This is a genomic window from Micromonospora sp. NPDC093243 (genome assembly GCF_044753725.1).
Classification (GTDB): Bacteria; Actinomycetota; Actinomycetes; order Mycobacteriales; family Micromonosporaceae; genus Micromonospora.
In genome coordinates, this window is record NZ_JBIVNT010000007.1 from 205,847 (window position 1) to 228,417 (window position 22,571).

The 22,571-nt window shown below is 73.4% G+C and carries 19 protein-coding genes; 11 read left to right on the plus strand and 8 right to left on the minus strand.

The annotated features are described in order from the left end of the window. Positions 1 to 63 precede the first annotated feature (63 nt). Positions 64 to 1,221, plus strand: coding sequence for a glycosyltransferase (locus ACIP9D_RS24270; protein WP_350873146.1), 1,158 nt, complete (start codon positions 64 to 66; stop codon positions 1,219 to 1,221). Between the two features lie 136 nt (positions 1,222 to 1,357). Continuing rightward, positions 1,358 to 2,410, plus strand: a complete 1,053-nt coding sequence (pseI, locus tag ACIP9D_RS24275) for a pseudaminic acid synthase (RefSeq protein ID WP_350873147.1) — start codon at positions 1,358 to 1,360, stop codon at positions 2,408 to 2,410. Positions 2,411 to 2,563: 153 nt separating this feature from the next. On the opposite strand, the gene ACIP9D_RS24280 is transcribed toward pseI, so the two are convergent. The 4 genes from ACIP9D_RS24280 to ACIP9D_RS24295 are packed head-to-tail and all read right to left on the minus strand — an operon-like array spanning position 2,564 to position 5,270. Continuing rightward, on the minus strand, positions 2,564 to 3,022 hold the full coding sequence (locus ACIP9D_RS24280; RefSeq protein ID WP_350873148.1) for a hypothetical protein: 459 nt from the start codon (positions 3,020 to 3,022) through the stop codon (positions 2,564 to 2,566). Then, positions 3,006 to 3,761, minus strand: coding sequence for an SDR family NAD(P)-dependent oxidoreductase (locus tag ACIP9D_RS24285; RefSeq protein WP_350873149.1), 756 nt, complete (start codon positions 3,759 to 3,761; stop codon positions 3,006 to 3,008). The genes ACIP9D_RS24280 and ACIP9D_RS24285 overlap by 17 nt, the downstream gene beginning before the upstream one ends. After that, a complete protein-coding gene (locus ACIP9D_RS24290) occupies positions 3,754 to 5,022 on the minus strand; it encodes an AMP-binding protein (protein ID WP_350873150.1) in 1,269 nt (422 codons plus the stop codon). The genes ACIP9D_RS24285 and ACIP9D_RS24290 overlap by 8 nt, the downstream gene beginning before the upstream one ends. Next, the gene (locus ACIP9D_RS24295; protein ID WP_350873151.1) at positions 5,019 to 5,270 is read right to left on the minus strand and encodes an acyl carrier protein; all 252 of its coding nucleotides are present in this window, start codon (positions 5,268 to 5,270) and stop codon (positions 5,019 to 5,021) included. Before ACIP9D_RS24295 ends, ACIP9D_RS24290 begins: the two co-directional genes overlap by 4 nt. Before the next feature lie 100 nt (positions 5,271 to 5,370). Here ACIP9D_RS24295 and ACIP9D_RS24300 point away from each other — a divergent pair, with 100 nt between their 5' ends. Continuing rightward, a complete protein-coding gene (locus ACIP9D_RS24300; protein WP_350873152.1) occupies positions 5,371 to 5,880 on the plus strand; it encodes a GNAT family N-acetyltransferase in 510 nt (169 codons plus the stop codon). Positions 5,881 to 5,998: 118 nt separating this feature from the next. On the opposite strand, the gene ACIP9D_RS24305 is transcribed toward ACIP9D_RS24300, so the two are convergent. Further along, positions 5,999 to 7,729, minus strand: a complete 1,731-nt coding sequence (locus ACIP9D_RS24305) for a hypothetical protein (RefSeq protein ID WP_350873153.1) — start codon at positions 7,727 to 7,729, stop codon at positions 5,999 to 6,001. Positions 7,730 to 8,107: 378 nt separating this feature from the next. Between ACIP9D_RS24305 and pseB the strand changes: the two genes are divergently transcribed. The 7 genes from pseB (at position 8,108) to ACIP9D_RS24340 (ending at position 15,474) form a co-directional block, all read left to right on the plus strand. Continuing rightward, positions 8,108 to 9,091, plus strand: a complete 984-nt coding sequence (pseB, locus tag ACIP9D_RS24310; protein WP_350873154.1) for a UDP-N-acetylglucosamine 4,6-dehydratase (inverting) — start codon at positions 8,108 to 8,110, stop codon at positions 9,089 to 9,091. Between the two features lie 5 nt (positions 9,092 to 9,096). Beyond that, a complete protein-coding gene (locus ACIP9D_RS24315) occupies positions 9,097 to 10,248 on the plus strand; it encodes an aminotransferase class I/II-fold pyridoxal phosphate-dependent enzyme (protein WP_350873382.1) in 1,152 nt (383 codons plus the stop codon). 10 nt (positions 10,249 to 10,258) lie between these two features. Then, positions 10,259 to 11,101: a hypothetical protein gene (locus ACIP9D_RS24320; RefSeq protein WP_350873155.1), complete on the plus strand. Its 843-nt coding sequence runs from the start codon at positions 10,259 to 10,261 to the stop codon at positions 11,099 to 11,101. Then, positions 11,091 to 12,929 (plus strand): class I SAM-dependent methyltransferase, encoded by a 1,839-nt coding sequence (locus tag ACIP9D_RS24325; RefSeq protein WP_350873156.1) that lies wholly within the window; start codon positions 11,091 to 11,093, stop codon positions 12,927 to 12,929. The genes ACIP9D_RS24320 and ACIP9D_RS24325 overlap by 11 nt, the downstream gene beginning before the upstream one ends. An 80-nt stretch (positions 12,930 to 13,009) precedes the next feature. Next, positions 13,010 to 13,738 (plus strand): glycosyltransferase family protein, encoded by a 729-nt coding sequence (locus ACIP9D_RS24330; RefSeq protein ID WP_350873383.1) that lies wholly within the window; start codon positions 13,010 to 13,012, stop codon positions 13,736 to 13,738. Beyond that, on the plus strand, positions 13,735 to 14,793 hold the full coding sequence (locus ACIP9D_RS24335) for a spore coat protein (RefSeq protein ID WP_350873384.1): 1,059 nt from the start codon (positions 13,735 to 13,737) through the stop codon (positions 14,791 to 14,793). The genes ACIP9D_RS24330 and ACIP9D_RS24335 overlap by 4 nt, the downstream gene beginning before the upstream one ends. A gap of 45 nt (positions 14,794 to 14,838) precedes the next feature. Next, positions 14,839 to 15,474, plus strand: a complete 636-nt coding sequence (locus ACIP9D_RS24340; RefSeq protein WP_350873157.1) for an alpha-ketoglutarate-dependent dioxygenase AlkB — start codon at positions 14,839 to 14,841, stop codon at positions 15,472 to 15,474. Between the two features lie 67 nt (positions 15,475 to 15,541). Here the strand turns inward: ACIP9D_RS24340 and ACIP9D_RS24345 are convergent, their stop codons facing one another. Then, positions 15,542 to 15,955 (minus strand): TrmH family RNA methyltransferase, encoded by a 414-nt coding sequence (locus ACIP9D_RS24345; protein ID WP_350873158.1) that lies wholly within the window; start codon positions 15,953 to 15,955, stop codon positions 15,542 to 15,544. Between the two features lie 359 nt (positions 15,956 to 16,314). Here ACIP9D_RS24345 and ACIP9D_RS24350 point away from each other — a divergent pair, with 359 nt between their 5' ends. Further along, positions 16,315 to 17,661, plus strand: a complete 1,347-nt coding sequence (locus ACIP9D_RS24350; RefSeq protein WP_350873159.1) for a solute carrier family 23 protein — start codon at positions 16,315 to 16,317, stop codon at positions 17,659 to 17,661. A gap of 154 nt (positions 17,662 to 17,815) precedes the next feature. Here the strand turns inward: ACIP9D_RS24350 and ACIP9D_RS24355 are convergent, their stop codons facing one another. Both ACIP9D_RS24355 and ACIP9D_RS24360 read right to left on the minus strand, forming a co-directional pair. Then, positions 17,816 to 20,299 (minus strand): DNA topoisomerase IV subunit A, encoded by a 2,484-nt coding sequence (locus ACIP9D_RS24355; RefSeq protein ID WP_350873160.1) that lies wholly within the window; start codon positions 20,297 to 20,299, stop codon positions 17,816 to 17,818. Between the two features lie 53 nt (positions 20,300 to 20,352). Continuing rightward, positions 20,353 to 22,410: a DNA topoisomerase IV subunit B gene (locus ACIP9D_RS24360; protein ID WP_350873161.1), complete on the minus strand. Its 2,058-nt coding sequence runs from the start codon at positions 22,408 to 22,410 to the stop codon at positions 20,353 to 20,355. Between the last annotated feature and the right edge of the window lie 161 nt (positions 22,411 to 22,571).

The window sequence follows — 22,571 nt, forward strand, 5'->3', positions numbered from 1 at the left end:
CTCCACCTTCGTCGGCCACGTCCGGTTCCGGGTCCGTCCACCCGCGGGGTCGAAGGTGGCGGCGTGGTCAACGAGTCCCCGCCACCGCTGCTCAGCATCGTCGTGCCCGTGTACGGCGTCGAGGCGTACCTGTACCAGTGCCTCGAGTCGATCCGGGCCGACATTCCGGCGGGCGAGGCGGGCGCGGTCGAGCTGATCGCCGTGGACGACGCCTCCCCGGACCGCTGCGGGGACATGCTCCGGTCGTACGCCGCCGGCCGGTCCGGAATCCGGACCGTGCACCTGAGCAGCAACGTCGGCCTGGGGCTGGCCCGCAACGCCGGCCTCGAGGTGGCCGCCGGCCGGTATGTCTGGTTCGTCGACAGCGACGACTGGCTGCCGCCGGGCACGATCCCGGCGGTGCTGGACCGGCTGCGCCAGCACGAACCGGACGTGCTGATGCTCGACCACCTGCGGGTGCACGAGGACGGCCGGCGCGAGGTCGACGCGAGCAGCCACCTGCTGCACGGGATCTCCGGCGTGGTGCGCCTGGCCGACCAGCCGCAGCTGCTGCGGGTGCAGCACACCGCCTGGAACAAGGTGGTCCGCCGGGCCTTCCTGGACGAGTTGGAGCTGCGCTTCTTCCCCGGCTGGTACGAGGACATCCCGTTCAGCCACCCGCTGCTGATCGGCGCGGAGAAGATCTCGGTGCTGGACCGGATCTGCTATCTCTACCGCCAGGGCCGGCTCGGTGCGATCACCTCGACCCGCAGCGGTCGGCACTTCGACGCCTTCGACCAGTACGAGCGGCTGATGGACTGGGTGCGCCGCCGGCACCCCGACGAGCAGTTGCAGACCGAGCTGTTCCAGCTGATGGTGAACCACTACCTCGTGGTGGTGGGCAACGACGACCGGCTGCACCCGCACCTGCGCCGGGCCTTCTTCCAGCGGGTCGCCGAGCACTACCGCCGGTACCTGCCGGCGGCCGGCTACCCGCCGCCGGCCGGGATCACCGGGCTGAAGCACCGGCTGGTCGGGCGCAACGACTACCTCGCGTACGCGGCGCTGCGCCAGGCCCACCGGGTGGCGGGCCGGCTGCGCCGCCCGGCCCCGCCAGCCGGCGACGCCCCGAGCGGGCGGGCCACGGACGAGGCCGCGGGCGGATCCGCCGGCGACGACCCGGGAAGCGGGGCGACGGACACCGTCCGGAACGACGCGCTGGCGGGCCGCCGCAACCCGTGACCGCACCCCGGGTCAGCATCCCCGCCGGGAGCCGCTTCGGCTCCCGGCGCCCTGGTTTTCCAGGTCGTCCCCGCACCCGGTGGACGACGACGACAGGACCGCACACTGGTGCGGACGCAGGTGAGCAGAGGTCGGTATGACGGCGACACTGAAGATCGGACCGCACGCGGTCGGTGCCGGGGAGCGACCCTTCGTGGTCGCCGAGATGTCCGGGAACCACAACGGTGACCTGGACCGGGCGCTGGCCATCGTCGACGCGGTGGCGGCGAGCGGCGCGCACGCGCTGAAGCTCCAGACGTACCGCCCGGACACGATCACCATCGACGTCGACACCCCGGCGTTCCGCATCTCCAGCGGGCACGAGCTGTGGGGCGGCGAGAACCTCTACCGGCTCTACGAGAAGGCGCACACCCCGTACGAGTTCCACGCCCCGATCTTCGAGCGGGCCCGGCAGCACGGCCTGACCGTCTTCTCCTCCCCCTTCGACGCAACTGCGGTGGAGCTGCTGGAGTCGCTGGACGCGCCGGCGTACAAAATCGCCTCTTCGGAGCTGGTGGACCTGCCGCTGATCCGCCTCGTCGCGGGCACCGGCAAGCCGATGGTGATCTCCACCGGGATGGCCACCATGGCCGAGATCGACGCCGCGGTGCGCACCGCCCGGGACGGCGGCGCCGGCGGCATCATCCTGCTCGCCTGCACCGCCTCCTACCCGGCCCCGCCGCAGGACAGCAACCTGCGCCGGATCCCCGTGCTCGCCGACGCGTTCGGCGTGCCGGTCGGGCTGTCGGATCACACGCCCGGCATCGGGGTGCCGGTCGCGTCGGTGGCGCTCGGTGCCTGCTTCATCGAGAAGCACGTGACCCTGGACCGCGCCGACGGCGGGGTCGACTCGGACTTCTCGCTCAACCCGGACGAGCTGGCTGCGCTGGTGATCGAGTCGGAGCGGGCGTACGCGGCACTCGGTGGCACGGCGATCGGCCCCACGCCGGCGGAGCGGGAGGGCCTGCGCTTCCGTCGCTCGCTGTTCGTCGTCGAGGACGTCCGCGCCGGCGACCCGGTGACCGAGCACAACGTCCGCTCCATCCGGCCGGCGGGTGGCCTGCCGCCGGTCGAGATCGACCGGGTGCTCGGCCGCACCTTCGCCACCGACGTCCCCCGCGGCACCCCGCTGAGCTGGGACCTGATCTGACTGTGAGGCTGGCCGGGTCCGTCGCGCGTCGCCCTCGCCGGCGGCGCGCGGCTCGGGTCGGTGACGTCGGGGGTCCACACCCGCCGGCCGCCGTGACGTCGCCGCACCCGCGCCGATCTCCCCCGCCCCACCGGGTCGGGGGAGATCGGGAGATCAGCAGCCGTCCGGCTCGGGCGCGAAGGCGACGGTGACCACCAGGTCGGCCAGGCGCAGCGTCCGCCAGACCGCGGGGCTCTGCGCCGGTGTGCCCAGCCCGTGCCGGCGCCACCAGGCCACCACCGGCACGTCGGCCAGCTTGCAGTAGCACTCGGCCCGGGTCCACCGGGCCCAGAAGTCGGCCGCACCGAAGCGTCGCGCCAGCGCCACCGGCACCGGCGCGTCGGCCCGTTCGGCGTCGATCGCCACCCGCCAGCCGGGGGTCGGCGGCCCGTACCAGCCGACGCAGCGGCCGTCGTCGAGGTGGCTGCGGGTGAGCGCCGCGGCCAGTTCGGCAGCGGTGCCCACCCGCAGGTAGCGCTCCGCCCCCGCCACCAGCGCCGGCACCGGACGCGGCCCTGCCCCGGCCGGCGGCCGGGGCAGCACGGCCCGCTCCAGCTCAGATGGAGGCGGCACCGTCCACCACGATGACCTGGCCGTTGATGTTCGTCTGCTCGCGCAGCAGCATCCGGACCACCGGCACGACCTCCTCCGGCTCGGTCAGGTGACCGGTCGGCGTGCGGCGCACGATCTGGTCGAGCTGGGTCTGGCCGAGCACCGCGGACATCTCCGAGGCGAAGAAGCCCGGCGCCACCGCGTTGACCAGCATCCGGCCGCCGAGTTCGCGGGCGAGCGACCGGGTGGCCGCGTCCATCCCGCCCTTCGTGGCCGAGTACGCCACCAGTCCCGGGAAACCACGCTGCGCGCAGATCGAGGTGACGTTCACGATCCGCCCGCGCAGCCCCTGGCCGAGCATCCGCCGGATCACCAGTCGGGTGAGCTGCAACGGCGCGGTCAGGTTCGTCTCGATGATCCGCGCGATGTCACCGGTGGCGGTGTGTACGTGCAGCGAGTCCTGCCCGACAGCGGCGTTGTTGACCAGGCCGTCGATCGGCCCGAGCCGCTGCTCCACCTCGCGGACGAACGACTGGGCGGCCGCGAAATCGGTGACGTCGACCGACCCGACGTGGATCCGGTCGGGGTGTTCGGCGGCGAGCTTCGCCAGCTCCGGCGTGACGGTCCGGGCGAAGGCCGCCACCCGGAGGCCCTGCTCGAGCAGGTCGGTGACGATGGCCAGCCCGAGCCCGCGTGAACCGCCGGAGACGAGGACGATGGAGCTGGGCGGAACGATCGGGGTTTCGGCGCGGTCAGACATCGCTCTTCAGGGTCTCCTTGACGGGGATCTCGGTCAGCATCCGGATCCGGCGGGGTACGGCGTGCTCGGGCAGCCGGTCGGCGCACCAGCGGACCAGCGCCGCCTCGTCCGGCGGCTCGGCGTCGGCGCGCGGCTGCGGGACCACCTCGGCCACCACCATCCGCCCCAGCATCGGGGCCCGCCGCCCGGTCACCCGGGCCCAGACCACTCCCGGGTGCGCGGTGAGCACGTCCCGCACCAGCCCGGCGGAGACCTTGCTCCCGCCGACGTTGATCTCGTCGGCGTCGAGCCGGCCGGTGATGACGACCCGGTCGCCGACCACCTGCACGCGGTCGCCCGTGCGGACCGCACCGTCCAGCCCGGCACCGTGGTAGGGCGAGGTGATCACCAGCTCCTCGTCGCGCACGCTGAGCGCCGGCCGGCCGGGCACGATCCGGTCGAGCCACTCCACCGGGAAGCCGGCCCGGCCGTCGTGCACCACGATCGCGGCGCCGACCTCGGAGGAGGCGTAGATCCAGGAGAGCCGGGCGGCCGGGAAGAGGGCCCGCAACTGGTCGAGGATCGCCTGGTCGACCGGCTCGCCGCCGAGCGTGATCTGGCGCAGCGGCACCCGGGCCAGCGCGGCGGCGTCGCGGTAGACGGTGCGGCGCCAGAACGTCGGCGTACCGGAGGCGGCGTCCACACCGTGCGCGGCGGCGAGCGCCGGCCAGTCGTCGAGCTGGTCCTGCTCGACCACCACCAGGTGCTGGCCGGGCTGGGTCAGCGACAGCGTGACCACCTGCCACCAGGCGTACGTGCCCGGGGCGTACGGGCAGAGCCAGGTCCGGGCGGGCTGCTCGCCCCGCACCGTGGTGAGCGAGTCGAGGGTGTGGCCGACCCGCTTGGGCCGGCCGGTGGAGCCGGAGGTGAGCAGCCAGAGCCGACCCGGGTCGGCGGCGCGGACCCGAGCCGGGGCCTCGTCGCGCGGCTCCCCGTCGACCAGCTCGGTCAGCGCGAAGCCGGCGTCGCGCAGCTCGGCCCGCAGCGCCGCGTCGACCCGGCCGGCGCCGCTGAGCAGCAGCTCGGTGCCGTGCGTCGCGTGGTGGCGTGCCGCGGCGAGGGCATCGCGCGCGCCGTGGGCCAGCACCGCGGCCGGGGCGGGCAGCGTCAACTCCGGCAGCGCCCGCCAGGTCAGTGGGGTGCCGCCGACGACGATGCGGTTGTCGATGCCGGCCGGCTCCGGGTGCGCGGTGGACCCGGCGCGAGAGGTCGCGACGGTCACTGCCGCTGGAGCTCGACGAGGAAGTCGAGCACGTCGGAGACGGTGGAGATCCGACGCAGCCCGGGAGCGTCGAAGTTGAGCTCCTCGCCCGTCTCGTCCTCGACCCGCAGCGCCAGCTCGGAGAAGTCCAGGGAGCGGAAACCGATCTCCCGCAGATCCGCCGCGTCGTCCTCCGGCAGCACCTTGCCCTGGTTCTTGAGCACCTGCGCCATGAGGTCGCGGATCTGCGCGCGACTCAATTCGTTCATGCGCCGGAGTGTACAGGCCCGGCGAATGGACATCACATTTCCCGGGGCCGGGTAGGGTGCTCAGACGATTGCGGGAAACACCAGGGAAAGCGAGAGGCACGTGCTGCGCGAAGCGACCGGGGACGACGTTAACCTGATGTTGTCCTGGCGTAATCAGGAAACCAACCGGCAGGTCAGCAAGACCAGTCACGAGATCACCGCGGAGGAGCACGCCCGGTGGTGGTCGGCGGTGCGCGCCGACCCGTCCCGGCGGGTGCTGATGTACCTGCACGACGGGGTGCCGTGCGGCGTGGTCACCTTCTTCGACCTGCGGTGGGGCGAGCCACCGACCGGCTCCTGGGGCTTCTATCTCGACGCCGACGGCCTGGCCGCCCGGGGCGAGACGCTGCCCGCCTGGCTGGCCGTGATGCGCGCGGCGGTGGACCACGCGTTCGACGATCTCGGGCTGGACCGCCTCGACGGCGAGGTGCTCGGGCACAACACCGTCGTGCGGCAGATGAACCGTCGGTTCCGATTCGTCGAGGGCACGCCACGGACGGAGGTTTCCGACGGCCGGGAAATCACCGTCATCCCGATTTCCCTGGACCGCTCGAACCGTCGGCGGCGCTGAATTGTCCGGGCCGTTCGACAATTGTCCGCGCGCCATTAACCGGCCAGACACCCGTCGTTAACTGAAGTGCTCGGAAATGACCCGCACGGCGGAAAACGGCCGGACGGCGCCGCCGCGCTCAGCCGCGCCGCCAGGCCGCCCAGTGCTGCTGCGGGTTGCCGCCGAGCCGGATGAAGCCGTACTGCTCGCCCGGCCAGTCGTCGGCTTCGCCGGGCGCCCAGCGGGTGAAGACCACCTCGGCCGCGGCCGGCGGGCGGTCGCTGAACCACCGCACGTCGGTCCAGGTCACCTGGTGGCTCAGGTTGAACCGGAGGATGTAGTGCACCCCGGTCGAGGCGTACACCCGCTCGCCGGGGTGGATGCCGAGGTCCGCGACCGCCGGCGTCGGCGCGGTCGCCGCCACCATCGGCCGGATCATCCGGTGCGAGATCACCTGCATGGTGCCGACGTTCACCGCGAGCAGCGCCACCAGCAGGGGCACCCGCAGCCGGGGCAGCCGTGCCGCGGCGACCAACAGCACGCAGCCGGCGACGCCGACGAGCGCGCCGGTGAACGGGCGGAACTCCCGCCAGCCGCCGGTCAGCGCGAAGAGGTCCGGAGCGCCGAAACCGCCGTAGCGCAGGCTGTGGCCCCGGCTCTCGACGTACGCCAGCCGGGCACCGATCAGGGCGGCACCCACGACCAGCAGCGCCGCCGCCACCGCCGTGCGGCGCAGCACCACCCGGTAGCCGGCGGTGAGCACCACACCGAGCCCGACCAGCAGCCAGAACGGGGCGAGCATCTGCACGTAGCGCCCGTAGATCGCGTCCAGCGGCTTGTCGGTGATGCCCGCGAGGATCACCGAGGCCCCACCGGCGACCCCGACCGTGGTGGCCAGGGCCACGCCCAGGGTCCACCGCGCCGCCGGCCCACGTTCGGGGCGGCGCAGCTCCCGCAGCGCGCCCACCCAGGCGACACCGGCCAACCCGAAGGTGATCACCACGACGTACCAGAGCTGGGTGCCGACCGCCGCGCCGAGGCGTACCAGACCCGGTCCGGAGGCGATCGCCTGCACGGTGCCGCCGGAGGGCTCGTTGCCGAGCAGGTAGACCTTCTCGCCGAGCAGCCGGATCCCGGCCTCGTTCACCAGCGCCAGAGCGAGCACCGGCAGCAGCGCGGCGAGCACCGCGCCGGGGGTGATCCGGCGACGGACCAGCAGCAGCAGCACAAGACCCGCGTGCACCACCACGATGACCAGACCCCGGGAGTGCAGCAGGTGGAACGCGCCGACCAGCAGCCCGACGGTCGCCGCGGCGAGCGGGCCGGGTCGCTCGATCCACCGGTGCACGGCGAGCAGCCAGGCCACCACGAGCGGCGCCATCACGGTGTCGATCATCGCCACGTTCGCGTAGAACGCCGTGGCCGGCAGCGTGGCGGCGACCGCGGCGGCCAGCAGCGCCGGCCCGCGGTCCAGGCGCAGCAGCCGCCGGCCGAGCAGGTACGCCAGCGGGAGCAGGGCCGCGTTCACCATCGCGTTGATCAGCTGCACCAGCCGGTAGCTCTGGGTGAAGTCCCAGTCGCCGAGGAAGGCCGGGGAGATCAGCATCGGATAGCCGACCCGGCGCAGCAGTTCGTTCTCGCTGCTGAAACCGCCCGGCCCACCGGCGAGCGCCCGCGCCGTGTTGAGGTAGCTGTCCTCGTCGGTGTGCGCGATCGGCAGGCTGATGTGCCGGCCCAGCCACATCCGCCAGGCCACCCCGAGCAGCCACCCGACGACCAGCAGCAGCGGCACCAGCCAGCGCCGGCGCGAGCCGGCCGGCGCGCCGCTCGGGGTCGCCGCCCGCTCCATCACGTCGGTGCCGGATGCCATCGCCGCCTCCTGGGGTCACCGGCCACCCGCCGGCGCCGGACCTTGCTCCGGTACGCGCGGCGGAAGGGGCCGGGCTGCTCTGCACTGGGGTTGGCCGGTCGCGACACCGCGACGTCTGGCCCGCGGAACGGGTGCGACACCAGGCCCGGATCGCGGGCCGCGTCGCGTACGCGCGGTCACTGTAGCCGCCTGATCCGGCCCGGTCAGCCCGTGGTTGAGCTGCGGGGAAGTGTTCGCCGGCCGGGTGCCCGCCATTCACGGCCCGAGGGTCCGTGGTTAACCCGCGAGCGTCGGCCCGTTAACCCGCCGCGGTTAGCGTCTCGGTCCGGTCGGCCGGCCGAGGGCCGCCGTTTCATCCACGATCACGGGAGCACCAAATTGAGTGACTTGAATGGATCGTCCATTCTGATCACCGGGGGAACGGGTTCCTTCGGCAGGACCTTCCTCCGACACATCCTCGCCGAGGCCGACCCGGCCCGGGTGGTGGTCTTCTCCCGCGACGAGCTCAAGCAGTACGAGCTGCGCCAGCAACTCGGCGACGACCCGCGGCTGCGCTGGTTCATCGGCGACATCCGGGACCGGCACCGGCTGACCCGGGCGATGCACGGCGTCGACCACGTGGTGCACGCCGCAGCGCTCAAGCAGGTGGACACGGCCGAGTACAACCCCTCGGAGTTCATCGCCACCAACATCACCGGCTCCCAGAACGTGGTCGACGCGGCGATCGAGGCCGGCGTGAAGAAGGTCGTCGCCCTCTCCACCGACAAGGCGTCCAGCCCGATCAACCTGTACGGCGCGACCAAGCTGGTCGGCGACAAGCTCTTCGTCTCCGCCAACCACTACGCCGCCCACCACCCGACCCGGTTCGCGGTGGTCCGCTACGGCAACGTCGTCGGCAGCCGCGGCTCGGTGGTCCCGCTGTTCCGCCGGCTGGCCGCCGAGGGCAAGAGCCTGCCGATCACCGACAAGCGGATGACCCGCTTCTGGATCACCCTGGAGCAGGCTGTCCAGTTCGTCATGGACTCGTTCGACCAGATGCAGGGCGGCGAGCTCTTCGTGCCGCGGATCCCCAGCATGCGGATCCTCGACCTGGTCGAGGCGGTCGCCCCGGAGGCCACCACCCACGAGATCGGCATCCGGCCCGGCGAGAAGCTGCACGAGGAGATGATCGCGCCGGACGACAGCCGCCGGACGCTGCGGGCCAAGGACCGCTACATCGTCCAGCCCACCATCGCGGGCTGGGGTTACGAGCCGCCGGTGGACTGCGAGGCGGTGCCGGACGGCTTCGCCTACCAGTCGGACACCAACGACGAGTGGCTCACGGTCGAGCAGCTGCGCACCATGCTCGGCCTCACCGCGTGATGGCGATGCTCCCGTACGGCCGGCACTCGGTCGCCGAGGACGACATCCAGGCCGTCGCCGAGGTGCTGCGCGGCGACTGGCTCACCACCGGCCCGCAGGTCGACGGCTTCGAGGCCGACCTGGCCAAGGTGACCGGCGGGGCCGGCTGCGCGGCGGTCTCCAACGGCACCGCGGCGCTGCACGTGGCGTACGCGGCGGCCGGCGTCGGCCCGGGCGACGAGGTGATCGTCCCGCCGATGACCTTCGTGGCGACCGCCAGCAGCGCCGCCCTGCTCGGCGCGAAGATCGTTTTCGCCGACGTCGAGGAGGAGACCTTCACCCTCGACCCGGCAGCGGTGGCCGCCGCGACGACCTCCCGCACGAAGGTGGTCTCGGCGGTGGACTACGCCGGCCACCCGGCGGACTACGACGCGCTGCGCACCGCGATGGCCGGCTCGGACGCCCTGCTGCTGGCCGACGCGGCGCACTCCATCGGGGCCACCTACCGGGGCCGGCCGGTCGGCTCGCTCGCCGACCTGACCACCTTCTCGTTCTTCCCGACCAAGCACCTCACCACCGCCGAGGGCGGCGCGGTCGCCGCGCCCGACCCAGATCTGCTCAAGCGGGCCCGCCGGTTCCGCAACATCGGGCTGGTCCGCGAGCGCGACGAGCTGCGTTGGCCGGACGAGGGCGGTTGGCACCAGGAGGTGCACGAGTTCGGGCTGAACTACCGGCTGCCGGACGTGCTCTGCGCGCTCGGCCGCAGCCAGCTGCGCCGGCTCGACGCATTCCTCGCCCGCCGGGCCGAGTTGGTGGCCCGCTACGACGAGGCCCTGGCCGACCTGACCGGCGTGCTGACCCCGGGGCGCCGCTCCTGGGCGGAGCCGGCCTGGCACCTCTACCCGATCCGGGTGCTCGACGGACGTCGCCGCGAGGTCTACGACACGATGCGCGCGGCCGGCATCGGCGTGCAGGTCAACTACATCCCGGTGCACTGGCACCCGGCCTTCGCCGACCTCGGCTACCGGCGCGGATCCTGCCCGGTCGCCGAGTCGTTCTATCGTCAGCAGCTCTCGCTGCCGCTCTACCCGACGTTGACCGACGCCGACCAGGACCGCGTCATCGACGCGCTGGGCGCGGCGCTGCGCGGCCGCCCGGCGAGGCCCGTCGCCGCCTGATGGGACGCTGATGCACCACGCCAACCACTTCTACGGCCACGCCCACGTGCTGGCGCGCTACGCCGGACTGGGCGACGGCCACCCGCCGCGGATCAACGGATACGTGCAGCACGGCTGGAACATCGGCGACGGGCTCGCCCCCGGCCACCCCTACGCCGAGGGAACGCCGAGCCTGCTCTGGTCGGAGCAGACCCGCCGGCGCGCCTGGTCGGTCGGCCGGCGCAACGTCGTCGTGATCGGCGCGCCCTTCGCGTACCTGCTCGCGATGCGGCCGGACGACCCACCGGAGGCGGAGCGGGAGGGCACCATCTGGTACCCGTTTCACGGCTGGGAGGGGCAGCACGTCCGCGGCGACCACAAGGAGCTGATCGCCCGAATCCGGGACACCGAGCCGGGCCCGGTCACGGTCTGCCTCTACTGGCACGAGTTCGGCATGCGCCGGGTACGCCGCCTCTACGAGAACGCCGGCTTCCGGGTGATCTGCCACGGCTATCGCGGGCACTGGTGGCGGGACACCGACCCGTACTTCCTCGACAAGCAGCTCACCGAGCTGCGCCGGCACCGCCGGGTGGCGTCGAACCGGCTGACCAGCGCGATCTTCTACGGCATCGCCGCCGGCTGCGAGCCGGCGGTCTACGGTGACCCGATGGTGCTCGCCAACGAGGACCCGACCTTCGGCGGGACCGCCCGGATCCGCCGCCAGTGGCCGGAGCTGCACGGCGAGTCGGTGGATCTGCCGACCGCCGTCGCGATCGCCCGCGCCGAGTTGGGCACCGACCACCGCTGCACGCCGGCCGAGCTGCGCGAGCTGCTCGGGTGGGCGAACCTCCAGGAGGAACGAGTTGACCACTGAGACGGCGGCCGCCGACCGGATCGCGCTACCGGGCGGGGAGATGCTGGCCTGGTCCGATCTGCCGGAGAAGCGCCTCGTCGACGGCGGTCCGCTCGCCGCGCTGGCCGCCCGGATCGTGCCGGCCGGCGCCCGGGTGCTGCTGGCCGGGCCGCACGATCCCGCGCTGCTCGACCGGCTGGGGCACGCCGAGGTGACCTGCCTGCTGCGCAGCTACCCGGACGGGGTGGCGCTGGCAGCGCGCAACGCGCGGGTGATGGTGGGTGGCCCGGCGGCGCTCCCCGACGACGAGCGCTACGACGTGGTGATCGCCGGCGCCGGCCTGGATCCGATCGAGTCGGTGGAGGGCGCCCGGCTGGGCTGGGGCGGTGTGCTCGCCCGGCTGGCCGGCGCGCTGCGCCCCGGCGGCACCCTGCTGCTGCGGGTGGACAACCCGATCGGGCTGCACCGGTTGGTCGACACCGCCCCCTGGTACGCCCGGCGCGACGACGCCGCCTGGAGCCTCCCCGGCGTGCTGGACGCCGAGCGCCCGGCGAACCGGGCGCAGCTGCGCGAGCGGCTCACCGAGGTCGGCCTCCGGCCCGGGCCCGCCTTCGCCGGATTTCCCGACGCGGGCGCGGCGACCGCGCTGCTCGACGCCGACCAGCTGGAGTGGCGCACCGCGTCCGGGTTCTTCGACGCCGTACTGCACGGCGCCTGCGCCGACGGCTCCGCCGCCGCGATGGTGCTCCAGGACCCGGCCCGGCTCGCGGTCGACGCCCTGCACGCCGGGCAGGCCGCCGCGCTCGCCCCGGGCTGGCTGGTGCTCGCTCGCCGGACGAACGACGTGACCCCGCTGGACGTGACCCCGGCCGCCGCCGCGCCGGTCGACCTGCCGGTGGCGATGGTGCAGACCGGACCGCCCGGCGCCGAGGTCCTGGAGGTGGTCGACGGACCGCTGGGCTGGCAGTGGCGGGTGACCGCCGCGGCCGGACGCAGCGAGGTGACGGCCGCCCCCTTCGCCAGCCGGGAGGCGGCGTACCGGGATCTGGCCGCGCTCGACGGGCAGCTGGTCCCCGAGGGTCGGCTGCTGCGCACCCTCCTGCTCGACGCCAGCCTGCGACGCGACCTGGACGCGCTGCGGCGGCTCCTGCACGGATACGCGCAGTGGCTGGCCGGGCACGCCGACCCGGACGGTCGGCTCGCCGGGGCGGTCGCGCTGGCCGGCGCCGACAACACGGTGGTCTTCGACGGCGGGTACGCGGTGCTCGACCCGAGCTGGCGGGCGAGCGAGCCGCTGCCGGGCGACGTCGTACTCGCCCGCAGCCTGTGGCGGTTCGCCGCCACCCTGCTCACCGGCGGCTACGCCCACCCCTGGGCGTCCACCCTGGACGTTGCCGGCCTGACCGTGGTGCTCGGCGGGCTCGCCGGACGCGATTTGGACCGTGCCACCGTCTCGGCGGCGGTGGAGACCGAGGCCGCGGTGACCGCCGCGCTGCGCGGATTGGACGCCGAAGGGCGGGTCACCCTGGCCACCGAGCTGAAGGCGGTCGAGCCGACCGACCCACCGGGCGGGCCGCGCAGCTACCAGCAGCTGCGCGAGGCGTGGCTACGCCAGCGCGAGGAGCTGACCCGGCTCGCCGCGCTGCTCAAGTGGACCGAGGACCTGCTGACCTCGCGGGAGCGGGCGCTGCGCCGGGCCGACGCCACGATCAACCTGCTCAGCGGCTCGCTGAGCTACCGGGTCGGCCGGCTGGCGATCACCCCGGCCCGGCTGGCCAAGCGGGGGGCCCGGGCCGCCAAGCGCCGGGCCCGCGAGGCGCTGACGCCGAAGCAGGAGGAGCAGCAGTGACCGACGCGACGAGGTCGGGCGCCACCGCCGCGCCGGGTGCCGGAGCGCGGCCGGGCGGTACGGCCACGCACACCGACGGGCTGCGGATCGTGGGCGTGGTGCAGGCGCGGATGGGCTCGTCCCGGCTGCCCGGCAAGGTGCTGCGCCCGCTCGCCGGGCGCAGCGTGCTGGGCCGGGTGGTCCGGGCCGCCCAGGACAGCGGGGTGCTCGCCGACCTGGTGGTGGCCACCAGCACGGACAGCGTGGACGACGCGGTGGCGACCGAGTGTGCCCGGCTCGGCGTGCCGTGCCACCGAGGACCGGTCGACGACGTGCTCGCCCGGTTCATCGGCGCGCTGGACGCGCACCCCGGGGACGCGGTCATGCGTTTCACCGCCGACTGCCCGCTGCTCGACCCGGAGATCATCACGCTGGTCGCATCGGTCTACCGGGCGGTGCCCGGGCTGGACTACGCCAGCACCTCGATCGCCCGCACCCTGCCCCGCGGGCTGGACGTCGAGATCATCCGCGCCGAGGCGCTGCGTACCCTCGACCGGCTCGCCACCGACCACCACCGGGTGCACGTCACCTCGTACGCGTACACCCACCCGGAGCTGTTCCGGGTGCTCGGCGTGACGCTGACCCCGGACCGCTCCGGGCTGCGGCTCACCCTCGACACCGACCGGGACTGGGCCCTGGTGCGGGCGGTGACCGACCACTTCGGTGACGTCAGCGTGCCACTGGCCAAGCTCGCCGACTGGCTGGACGGGCAGCCCGCGCTGCGCGCGCTGAACGCCGACGTACGCCAGAAGCAGCTGGAGGAGTCCTGAACACGGTACGGGTGGGGCTGCGCTGCGACGCCGGGCCGCGTCGCGGCGTCGGCCACCTGGTCCGGTCGCTGGCGCTGGGTGAGGAGTTCCTGGCCCGAGGCGCGCGGGTCGAGATGTTCGGCTCGGTCGAGGGGGTCGGCTGGGCGGCCGCCCAGCTCGCGGCGCGCGGCATCCCGCTGCACCCCGGCCCGGCGACCCCCGCGGAGCTGGTCGAGACGGCCCGCCGGCACCGGCTGGACGTCATGGTCCTCGACTCCTACGAGCTGGACCCCGCCGGGGCGGGCGCGCTGCGCGCCGCCGGGGTACGCACCGTGGCCATCATCGACGGCGACAGCCGGGGCCAGGACGCCGACCTCTACCTGGACCAGAACTTCGGCGCGGCGACCCCGGAGCTGCCCGGCCGGCTGCTGGCCGGTACGACCTATGCCCTGCTGCGCGACTCGGTGGTGACCGCCCGGCCGCCGGCGCCCCCATCCCCCACCGTGTCCGGCCGCCCCCGGGTGCTCGCCTTCTTCGGCGGGACCGACGCGGTCGGCGCCGCCCCGGTGCTGACCCGGGTGCTGCTCTCCACCGGCCACCCGATGGAGCTGACCGTGGTGGTCGGCCGCCCGGAGATCGAGGCGGAGCTGGAGGACCTCGCCCCGGGACGCGGGCAGCTCGTACGCCCCGTCCCGCCCACCGACGAGTTGCCGGCGCTGATCCGGGCGGCGGACCTGGTGGTCAGCGCGGCCGGCACCTCCACCTGGGAACTCTGCTGCCTCGGCGCCCCCACGGCGCTGGTCTGCGTGGTCGACAACCAGCGCGAGTCGTACCACCGGGTGGTCCGGCACGGCCTGGTCGCCGGGCTGGGTGAGCTGCCCGAGCTGGCCGCCGGCGGGCTACCCGGGCGCACCGCACGGGCAGCCGCGGCACGGACCGTGCACGGCCTGCTCGCCTCCCCCGAGCGGCGCGCCGCGCTCGCCGCCCGCGCGTGGGCGACGGTCGACGGGCAGGGCCGCGGCCGGGTTGTCGACGCCGTGCTGGACACGTTGCGCGGAGCCGCCGTGACCGGCTGAAACGCCGGTCGTACGGTTGTACGAAAGTGCTGCTAGGGTGGGCTCATGACGCCGGCCGCCTACCAGCCGTCGATGCTCGACCTGACCGACGCCGGGCCGTCCCTGGCGCGGCTGCCGGGCGGGCTTCGTCGCCAGCAGCTGACCCGGGGCGCCTGGGTCGACCACCTGCCGGGCTGGGTGCGCGGCTCCGATCAGGTGCTCGACACCCTGCTGCACGAGGTGCCCTGGCGCGCCGAGCGCCGCACGATGTACGAGACCGAGGTCGACGTGCCGCGCCTGCTCTGCTGGTACGACGGCGACCGGCAACTGCCGCACCCGGTGCTCACCGCCGCGCGGGCGGCACTCACCCGGCACTACGCCGCCGAGCTGGGCGAGCCGTTCGTCACCGCCGGCATGTGCCTCTACCGCTCCGGGCGCGACAGCGTCGCCTGGCACGGCGACACCATCGGCCGGTCGGCGCACAGCGACACCATGGTGGCGATCGTCTCCTTCGGTTCACCCCGGTCGCTGCTGCTGCGCCCGCGCGGCGGCGGGGCGAGTTTGCGCTTCCCCCTCGGCCACGGCGACCTGATCGTGATGGGCGGCTCCTGCCAGCGCACCTGGGAGCACACCATCCCCAAGACCGCGCGTCCGGTCGGCCCCCGGGTCAGCGTGCAGTTCCGGCCGGTCGGCGTCGCCTGACCGCTCCGCCGCTTCGCGGCCCGGGCGTGCCGCTTCGCTGCGCGGGCGGCGGCCGGGCGGGCCGCGGTCAGAGCAGGCCGGCGAGCTTGTAGAGGACCAGCGAGCCGGCCACTGCGACGTTGAGACTGTGCCCGTGCCCCACCATCGGGATCTCCACGGCGGCGTCCAGGCAGTCCAGCGCCTCGGGCGGGATGCCGGTCGCCTCGTGCCCGAGCACGACCACGGTGCGACCCCGGGCCGCCGGCAGGTCGCCGAGGCGGACCGCCTCGTCGGCGAGTTCGACGCCGAGGATCCGGCTGCCGGCGGCCCGCTCGGCGGCCAGCCAGCGCAGCGGGCTTCCGACCCGGTGCACGCAGCCGGGTCGGCGCAGCGTGTTTCCACGGGCCACGGCCTCGTCGACCCAGCGGAACGGCGGTACGGCGAGGCAGGCGCCGACGGCGTCGCAGGTGCGCAGCAGGGTGCCCAGATTGGCGCCGTGCATCGGCCAGAGCGGAGCGGCGACGAGATGGTGCCAGCAGCGATGTGGGCGGGGTCGGCGGGCCGAGCGAAGCTCGCGCCGAGGCCGGACCCGGATGGCGGCGCTCACGCCGCGTAGGCGGCTCCACCGCAGGAGAGATCGGTCATCTGTGAGGTGCTTCGCGGCGCACCCGGGCCATCGACGAGAACAGGCTGGTTGATTGTAGACGCCCGTCTCTCCGCGATGGCGTCTCGGAATGGGCCGGCGGCCGGGTCCTCTCGATCGCCCGGCGACCGCGGGCGGGTGGCGGTGCGGGGTCGTGCTAGAAACAACGCCCAGGGTCTCCCGCCCCGTCCCTCTCCCCCGACGCGAAGGGCGTACCCGTGACCCTGCCCCCGACCGAGTCCCGATCCCGCTGGTCCCCGTGGTCGCTGCACGGCAACGGTCGCGCGGTGAACCCCGGCGACGTGGTCCACCCCGACGAGCGGCTCTCCTGGCCACGCACGCTCGGCATCGGCGTGCAGCACGTGGTGGCGATGTTCGGCGCCACCTTCACGGTGCCGCTCATCACCGGCTTCCCGCCGGCCACCACCCTCTTCTTCTCCGGGCTGGGCACCCTGCTGTTCCTGCTCGTCACCGGCAACCGGCTGCCGTCGTACCTCGGCTCGTCGTTCGCCTTCATCGCGCCGGTGCTCGCCGCGAAGGCCGGTGGGGACATCGGCCCGGCGCTCGGCGCGATCCTCGTCGCCGGCGCGGCCCTGGCCGTGGTCGGGCTGGTGGTGCAGTTTGCCGGGTCGCGCTGGATCGACGCGCTGATGCCGCCGGTGGTGACCGGCGCCATCGTCGCGCTGATCGGGCTCAACCTGGCCCCGGTCGCGTGGGACGGCGGCGGCAGTGGCACGGGGGTGAAGGCGCAGCCGCTGATCGCGGTGGTCACCCTCGCCGCGATCCTGCTCGCCACCGTGCTCTTCCGCGGCTTCCTGGCCCGGCTGTCGATCCTGCTCGGCGTGCTGGTCGGCTGGCTGCTCGCGCTCGCCTTGGGCGAGCTGGACCCGGCGGCGGTCACCGGGCTGCGGGAGGCCGCCTGGGTCGGGCTGCCCGAGTTCCACGCGCCGAGCTTCAGCCTGCGGGCCGTGGTGCTGGTCGTCCCGGTGGTCCTGGTGCTGATCGCGGAGAACGCGGGGCACGTCAAGGCGGTCGCGGCGATGACCGGTCGCAACCTCGACCGGGACATGGGCCGGGCGTTCCTGGGCGACGGTCTCGCCACCGTGCTCGCCGGCTCCGGCGGCGGGTCCGGCACCACCACGTACGCGGAGAACATCGGCGTGATGGCGGCGACCCGGGTCTACTCCACCGCCGCCTACTGGATCGCCGGCCTGACGGCGGTGCTGCTCGGGCTCAGCCCGAAGTTCGGCGCGCTGATCCTCACCGTGCCGGCCGGCGTCCTCGGCGGCGCCACCACCGCGCTCTACGGGCTGATCGCCATCCTGGGCGCGAGGATCTGGATCGAGAGCCGGGTGGACTTCCACGACCCGGTGAACCTGATGACGGCCGCCGTGGCGGTGATCGTCGGCGCGGCGAACTACACCCTCACCGCGGGCGACCTGTCCTTCAACGGAATCGCCCTCGGTACCGCCGCCGCCCTGGTGATCTACCACGGCATGCGCCTGATCGCCCGCCTCCGGAACACCACCCCCGCCTCCCGCCGAGGCCCCGAACCCGAACTCTGACCCACCCTGCTAGTTGATCATGAAGTTATTGACCTCGGCGCCGGCGTGTCACGGCAATAACTTCATGATCGACGCCAGACAGCGGGCGCCCCGGACCAGTCGGTCCGGGGCGCCGTGGCGGTGCGGGGGGCGGTGCGGGGGGGCGGGGGGGGGATCAGTCGCGTTCGACCTGGTGGCCGATGACGGTGGGGCCGAGCATGACGGCGAAGCCGGAGCCGTCGCGGCGCGGGTCCGCCGCCGGCAGCTCGACCGGCTCGCCGTTGGCGGTCGCACCGACCGGGCGCGCACCGACCCAGCCGACCACCACGTCGGTCTCGCCCTTGAGGAAGCGCTGGGCGCGCACCCCGGCGGTCGCCCGCCCCTTCGCCGGGTAGGCCGCGAACGGCGTCACCTTGACCGTCGCCCCGGTGGAGGTGACCACCATCGGCTCACCGTGCTTCGGATCGTCGGTGCGGATCGCGCCGAAGAAGACCACCTGGGCCGCGCCGGGCAGGTTGATGCCGGCCATCCCGCCACCCCGGATGCCCTGCGGGCGGACCAGCGTGGCCGGGAAGCGCAGCAGCGACGCCTCGGAGGTGATGAAGGTGAGGTGCTCGGCGCCGTCGGTCAGCCAGGTCGCCCCGACCACCTCGTCACCCTCGCGGAGGCCGATCACCTCGAACTCGTCGGAGCGGACCGGCCAATCCGGCGAGCAGACCTTCACCACACCCTGCCGGGTGCCGAGCGCCAGACCCGGCGAGCCGTCCGCGCCCGGGCCGAGCGGCGCCAGGCCCACCACGGTCTCGCCCGGCTCCAGCGGCACCAGCTCGGCGGCGGACATCCCGCCGCGCAGCGACACCGTGCCGGCCTGCTCCGGCAGCACCGGCAGCGGCAGCACGTCGATCTTGAAAGCCCGGCCGGCGCTGGTCACCAGGAGCACCCGACCCCGGGCGGTCGAGTGCACGACGGCACGTACGGTGTCGTGCTTGACCCGGCCGTGCCGGCGCCGCCCCTCGGCGGACTCCTCGGACTCGGCCGCGGTGCGGGCGACCAGACCCGTCGCGGAGAGGATCACCTGACACGGGTCGTCGGCGACCTCCAGCGGGCCGGCCGGCACGGACGCGGCCAGCACCTCCTTGAGGTCACCGTCGACCAGGGTGGTGCGGCGAGGCGCGCCGAGCTGCTTCGCCACCGCGGCCAGCTCGTCGGAGACCACCTTCCGGAGCACCTTCGGGTCGTCGAGGATGGTGCTCAGCTCGGCGATCTCCCGACGCAGCCGCTCCTGTTCGGACTCGAGCTCCAGCCGGTCGTACTTGGTGAGCCGGCGCAGCGGAGTGTCCAGGATGTAGGTCGCCTGGATCTCGGAGAGCTTGAACCGCTGCATCAGGCCGTCCTTGGCGGCCTGGGCGTCCTCGCTGGCCCGGATCAGCTTGACCACCTTGTCGATGTCGAGCAGGGCGATCAGCAGACCGTCGACCAGGTGCAACCGCTCCTCGCGCTTACGGCGGCGGTAGGCGGTGCGACGGGTCACCACCTCGTAGCGGTGCGCCAGGAAGACCTCCAGCAGCGCCTTCAACCCGAGGGTCTGCGGCTGCCCGTCGACCAGCACCAGGTTGTTGACGCCGAAGGACTGCTCCAGCGGGGTGAGCCGGTAGAGGTCGGCGAGCAGCGCCTGCGGGTTGACCCCGACCTTGCACTCGATGACCAGCCGGGTGCCGCTCTCGCGGTCGGTGAGGTCCTTGACGTCGGCGATGCCGGTGAGCCGCTTGGTCTTGGTGACCTCGTTGGTGATCGCCGCGATGACCTTCTCGGCGCCGACGCCGTAGGGCAGCTCGACCACGGTGATCGCCTGCCGGCCCCGGCTGCCCTCCAGCGGGCCGATCTCCACCTTGCCGCGCATCCGGACCACGCCCCGCCCGGTCTCGTAGGCCCGCCGGACCTCGTCGAGGCCGAGCAGCAGCCCACCGGTGGGCAGGTCGGGGCCGGGGACGAACTCCATGAGCTTGTCCAGCGGGGCGTCCGGGTGGTTGATCAGCCAGCGGGCCGCCGTCACGACCTCACCCAGGTTGTGCGGGATCATGTTGGTGGCCATCCCGACCGCGATCCCGGACGCGCCGTTGACCAGAAGGTTGGGGAAGGCGGCCGGCAGCACGGTCGGCTGGGTCAGCGAGCCGTCGTAGTTCGGCTCGAGATCGACGGTCTCCTCGCCCAGCTCGCCGACGAGCAGCATCGCCTCGCGGGACATCCGCGCCTCGGTGTAACGCGACGCGGCCGGGCCGTCGTCGGGCGAGCCGAAGTTGCCGTGCCCGTCGATCAGTGGCGCGTTGAGCGAGAAGTCCTGTGCCAGCCGGACCATCGCGTCGTAGATGGCCGTGTCGCCGTGGGGGTGGTACTTGCCCATCACGTCGCCGACGATCCGGGCGGACTTCACGTGGCCCCGGTCGGGGCGGTGCCCCTGCTCGTACATCGACCAGAGGATGCGCCGGTGCACCGGCTTCAGGCCGTCGCGGGCGTCCGGCAGGGCACGGGAGTGGATAACCGAGAAGGCGTACTCCAGGTAGGAGTCGGAGACCTCGGTGACCAGCGGGTTGTCGAAGACCCGCGCGCCGGCCTGGTCGAACGCGGAGAGGTCGACCTTGGTTTCCTTGCGGCGTGCCATGACTCAGCTTTCCCCTCGACCGGACCGGGTGCTTCCGTTCACGCTGCCCTCGCTCATGCGTCGATCGCCTCCCGGTCGACCCGGTCGGCGGAGTCGATCAGCCAGTTGCGGCGGGGCTCGACCTTCTCGCCCATCAGCAGGTCGAGAATCCGCTCGGCGGCGTCGACGTCGTCGAGGGTGATCCGGCGCACCGCCCGGGTCGCCGGGTTCATCGTGGTCTCCCACAACTCGTCGGCGTCCATCTCACCGAGACCCTTGAAGCGCGGGATCGGGGTGACGATCTGCTTGCCGGCCTTCTCCAGCTTGCGGACCGTCGCCTCCATCTCGGCCTGGGTGTAGGTGTAGATCGTCTGCGGGTTACGCCCCTTGGTGGTGATCTTGTGCAGCGGCGGCATCGCCGCGAAGAGCCGGCCCGCCTCGATCAACGGTCGCATGTAGCGGGCGAAGAGCGTGATCAGCAACGTACGGATGTGCGCGCCGTCGACGTCGGCGTCCGCCATGATCAGGACCCGGCCGTAGCGCAGCGCCGAGAGGTCGAAGGTGCGGCCAGAGCCCGCCCCGAGCACCTGCACGATCGCCGCGCACTCGGCGTTGTCGAGCACCTGCTGCAGGTTGGCCTTCTGGACGTTGAGGATCTTGCCCCGGATCGGCAGCAACGCCTGGTATTCCGAGGAACGGGCGAGGCGCCCGGTGCCCAGGGCGCTGTCGCCCTCGACGATGAACAGCTCGCTGCGCTCGATGCCCGCCGCGCGGCAGTCGACCAGCTTGGCCGGCATCGACGCCCCTTCCAGGGCGGTCTTGCGCCGGGCGGCGTCCTTCTGCTGCTTCTGGGTCAGCCGCACCCGGGCCGCGTCGACGATCTTCTGCAGCACCGTGCGGGCCTCGGCCTTGGTCTTCCGGTCCTCCAGCCAGGCCTTGAGGTGCTGCTCGACCACGCCCTGGATCACCTTCGTGATGCCGGCGGTGGAGAGCTCGTCCTTGGTCTGCGAGGTGAACTGCGGCTCCGGGATCCGCACGTGCACCACCGCGGTCATCCCCTCCAGGACGTCGTCCAGGGTGGGGGGCTCCTCCTTGGCCTTGAGCAGGCCGCGGGTGTTGCGGACGGCCTCGGCGAGGGTCCGCGCCAGGGCCCGCTCGAAGCCCTTGCGGTGGGTGCCGCCGTGCGCGTTGCGGATGGTGTTGGTGAAGCACTCGACGGTGCGCTCGTAGCCGGTGCCCCAGCGGAAGGCCACCTCGATCTCGGCCCGGCGCTGCACGTTGGACTGCATGACACCGTTGGCGTCGGCGGCGTTCTCCCGGTAGCTGCCCTCGCCGGTGACCAGCAGGGTGCCGGAGACCGGGCGGTCGCCCGCGGGGGCGAGGAACTCCACCATGTCGGTCAGGCCGTTGGGGTAGTGGAAGCGCTCCTCGGTCGGCGCCTCGCCGGTGTGGTCGCGCAGCAGGTAGCTCACGCCGGGGACCAGGAAGGCCGTGTTGCGCAGCTTCGTGCGGACCGCGTCGGTGTCCAGCGCGGCGCCGGTCTCGAAGTAGCGGGGGTCGTACCAGTAGCGGATGGACGTGCCGGTGCGCTGGCCGCGCTTCATGCCGCCGACCACCTGCAGGCCGGGGCCGGCGGTGAACGCGGCGTCCGGGCCGTCGCCGTCGAAGATCCCGGGCACGCCGTGCCGGAACGACATCGAGTGGGTCTTGCCGGCGCGGCGGACGGTCACGTCGAACCGGCGGGAGAGCGCGTTGACCGCCGAGGCGCCCACGCCGTGCAGCCCACCGGAGGTCTTGTAGCCGGAGCCGCCGAACTTGCCACCGGCGTGCAGCCGGGTGAGCACCAGCTCGACGCCGGAGATGCCGGACTTGGCGTGCACGTCGGTCGGGATGCCCCGGCCGTCGTCGTCGACCTGCACCGAGCCGTCGGCGTGCAGCGTCACCTCGACCTTGGTGGCGTGACCGGCGACACCCTCGTCGGTGGAGTTGTCGAGGATCTCGTTGACTAGGTGACCCACGCCACGGCTGTCGGTGGAGCCGATGTACATCCCGGGGCGCTTGCGGACGGCGTCCAGCCCCTCGAGGTGCGTGAGGTCGTCGGCCCCGTAGAGGGTCTCAGGCGATGCGGTCAACTGGTCGTACTCCCCGGTCTCGGCGGTGTGGTGCCGCTCACCGGCGGGCCTCGCCGGCGCGGCGCGCCGCAGCGAGCCTAGCCCGATGCCCCGACAAGCCCGTGGCACCCCGCGCGACCCGCCGCGTCCGGACGTGAACGCCCGGCCGCGAACGTGGCTGA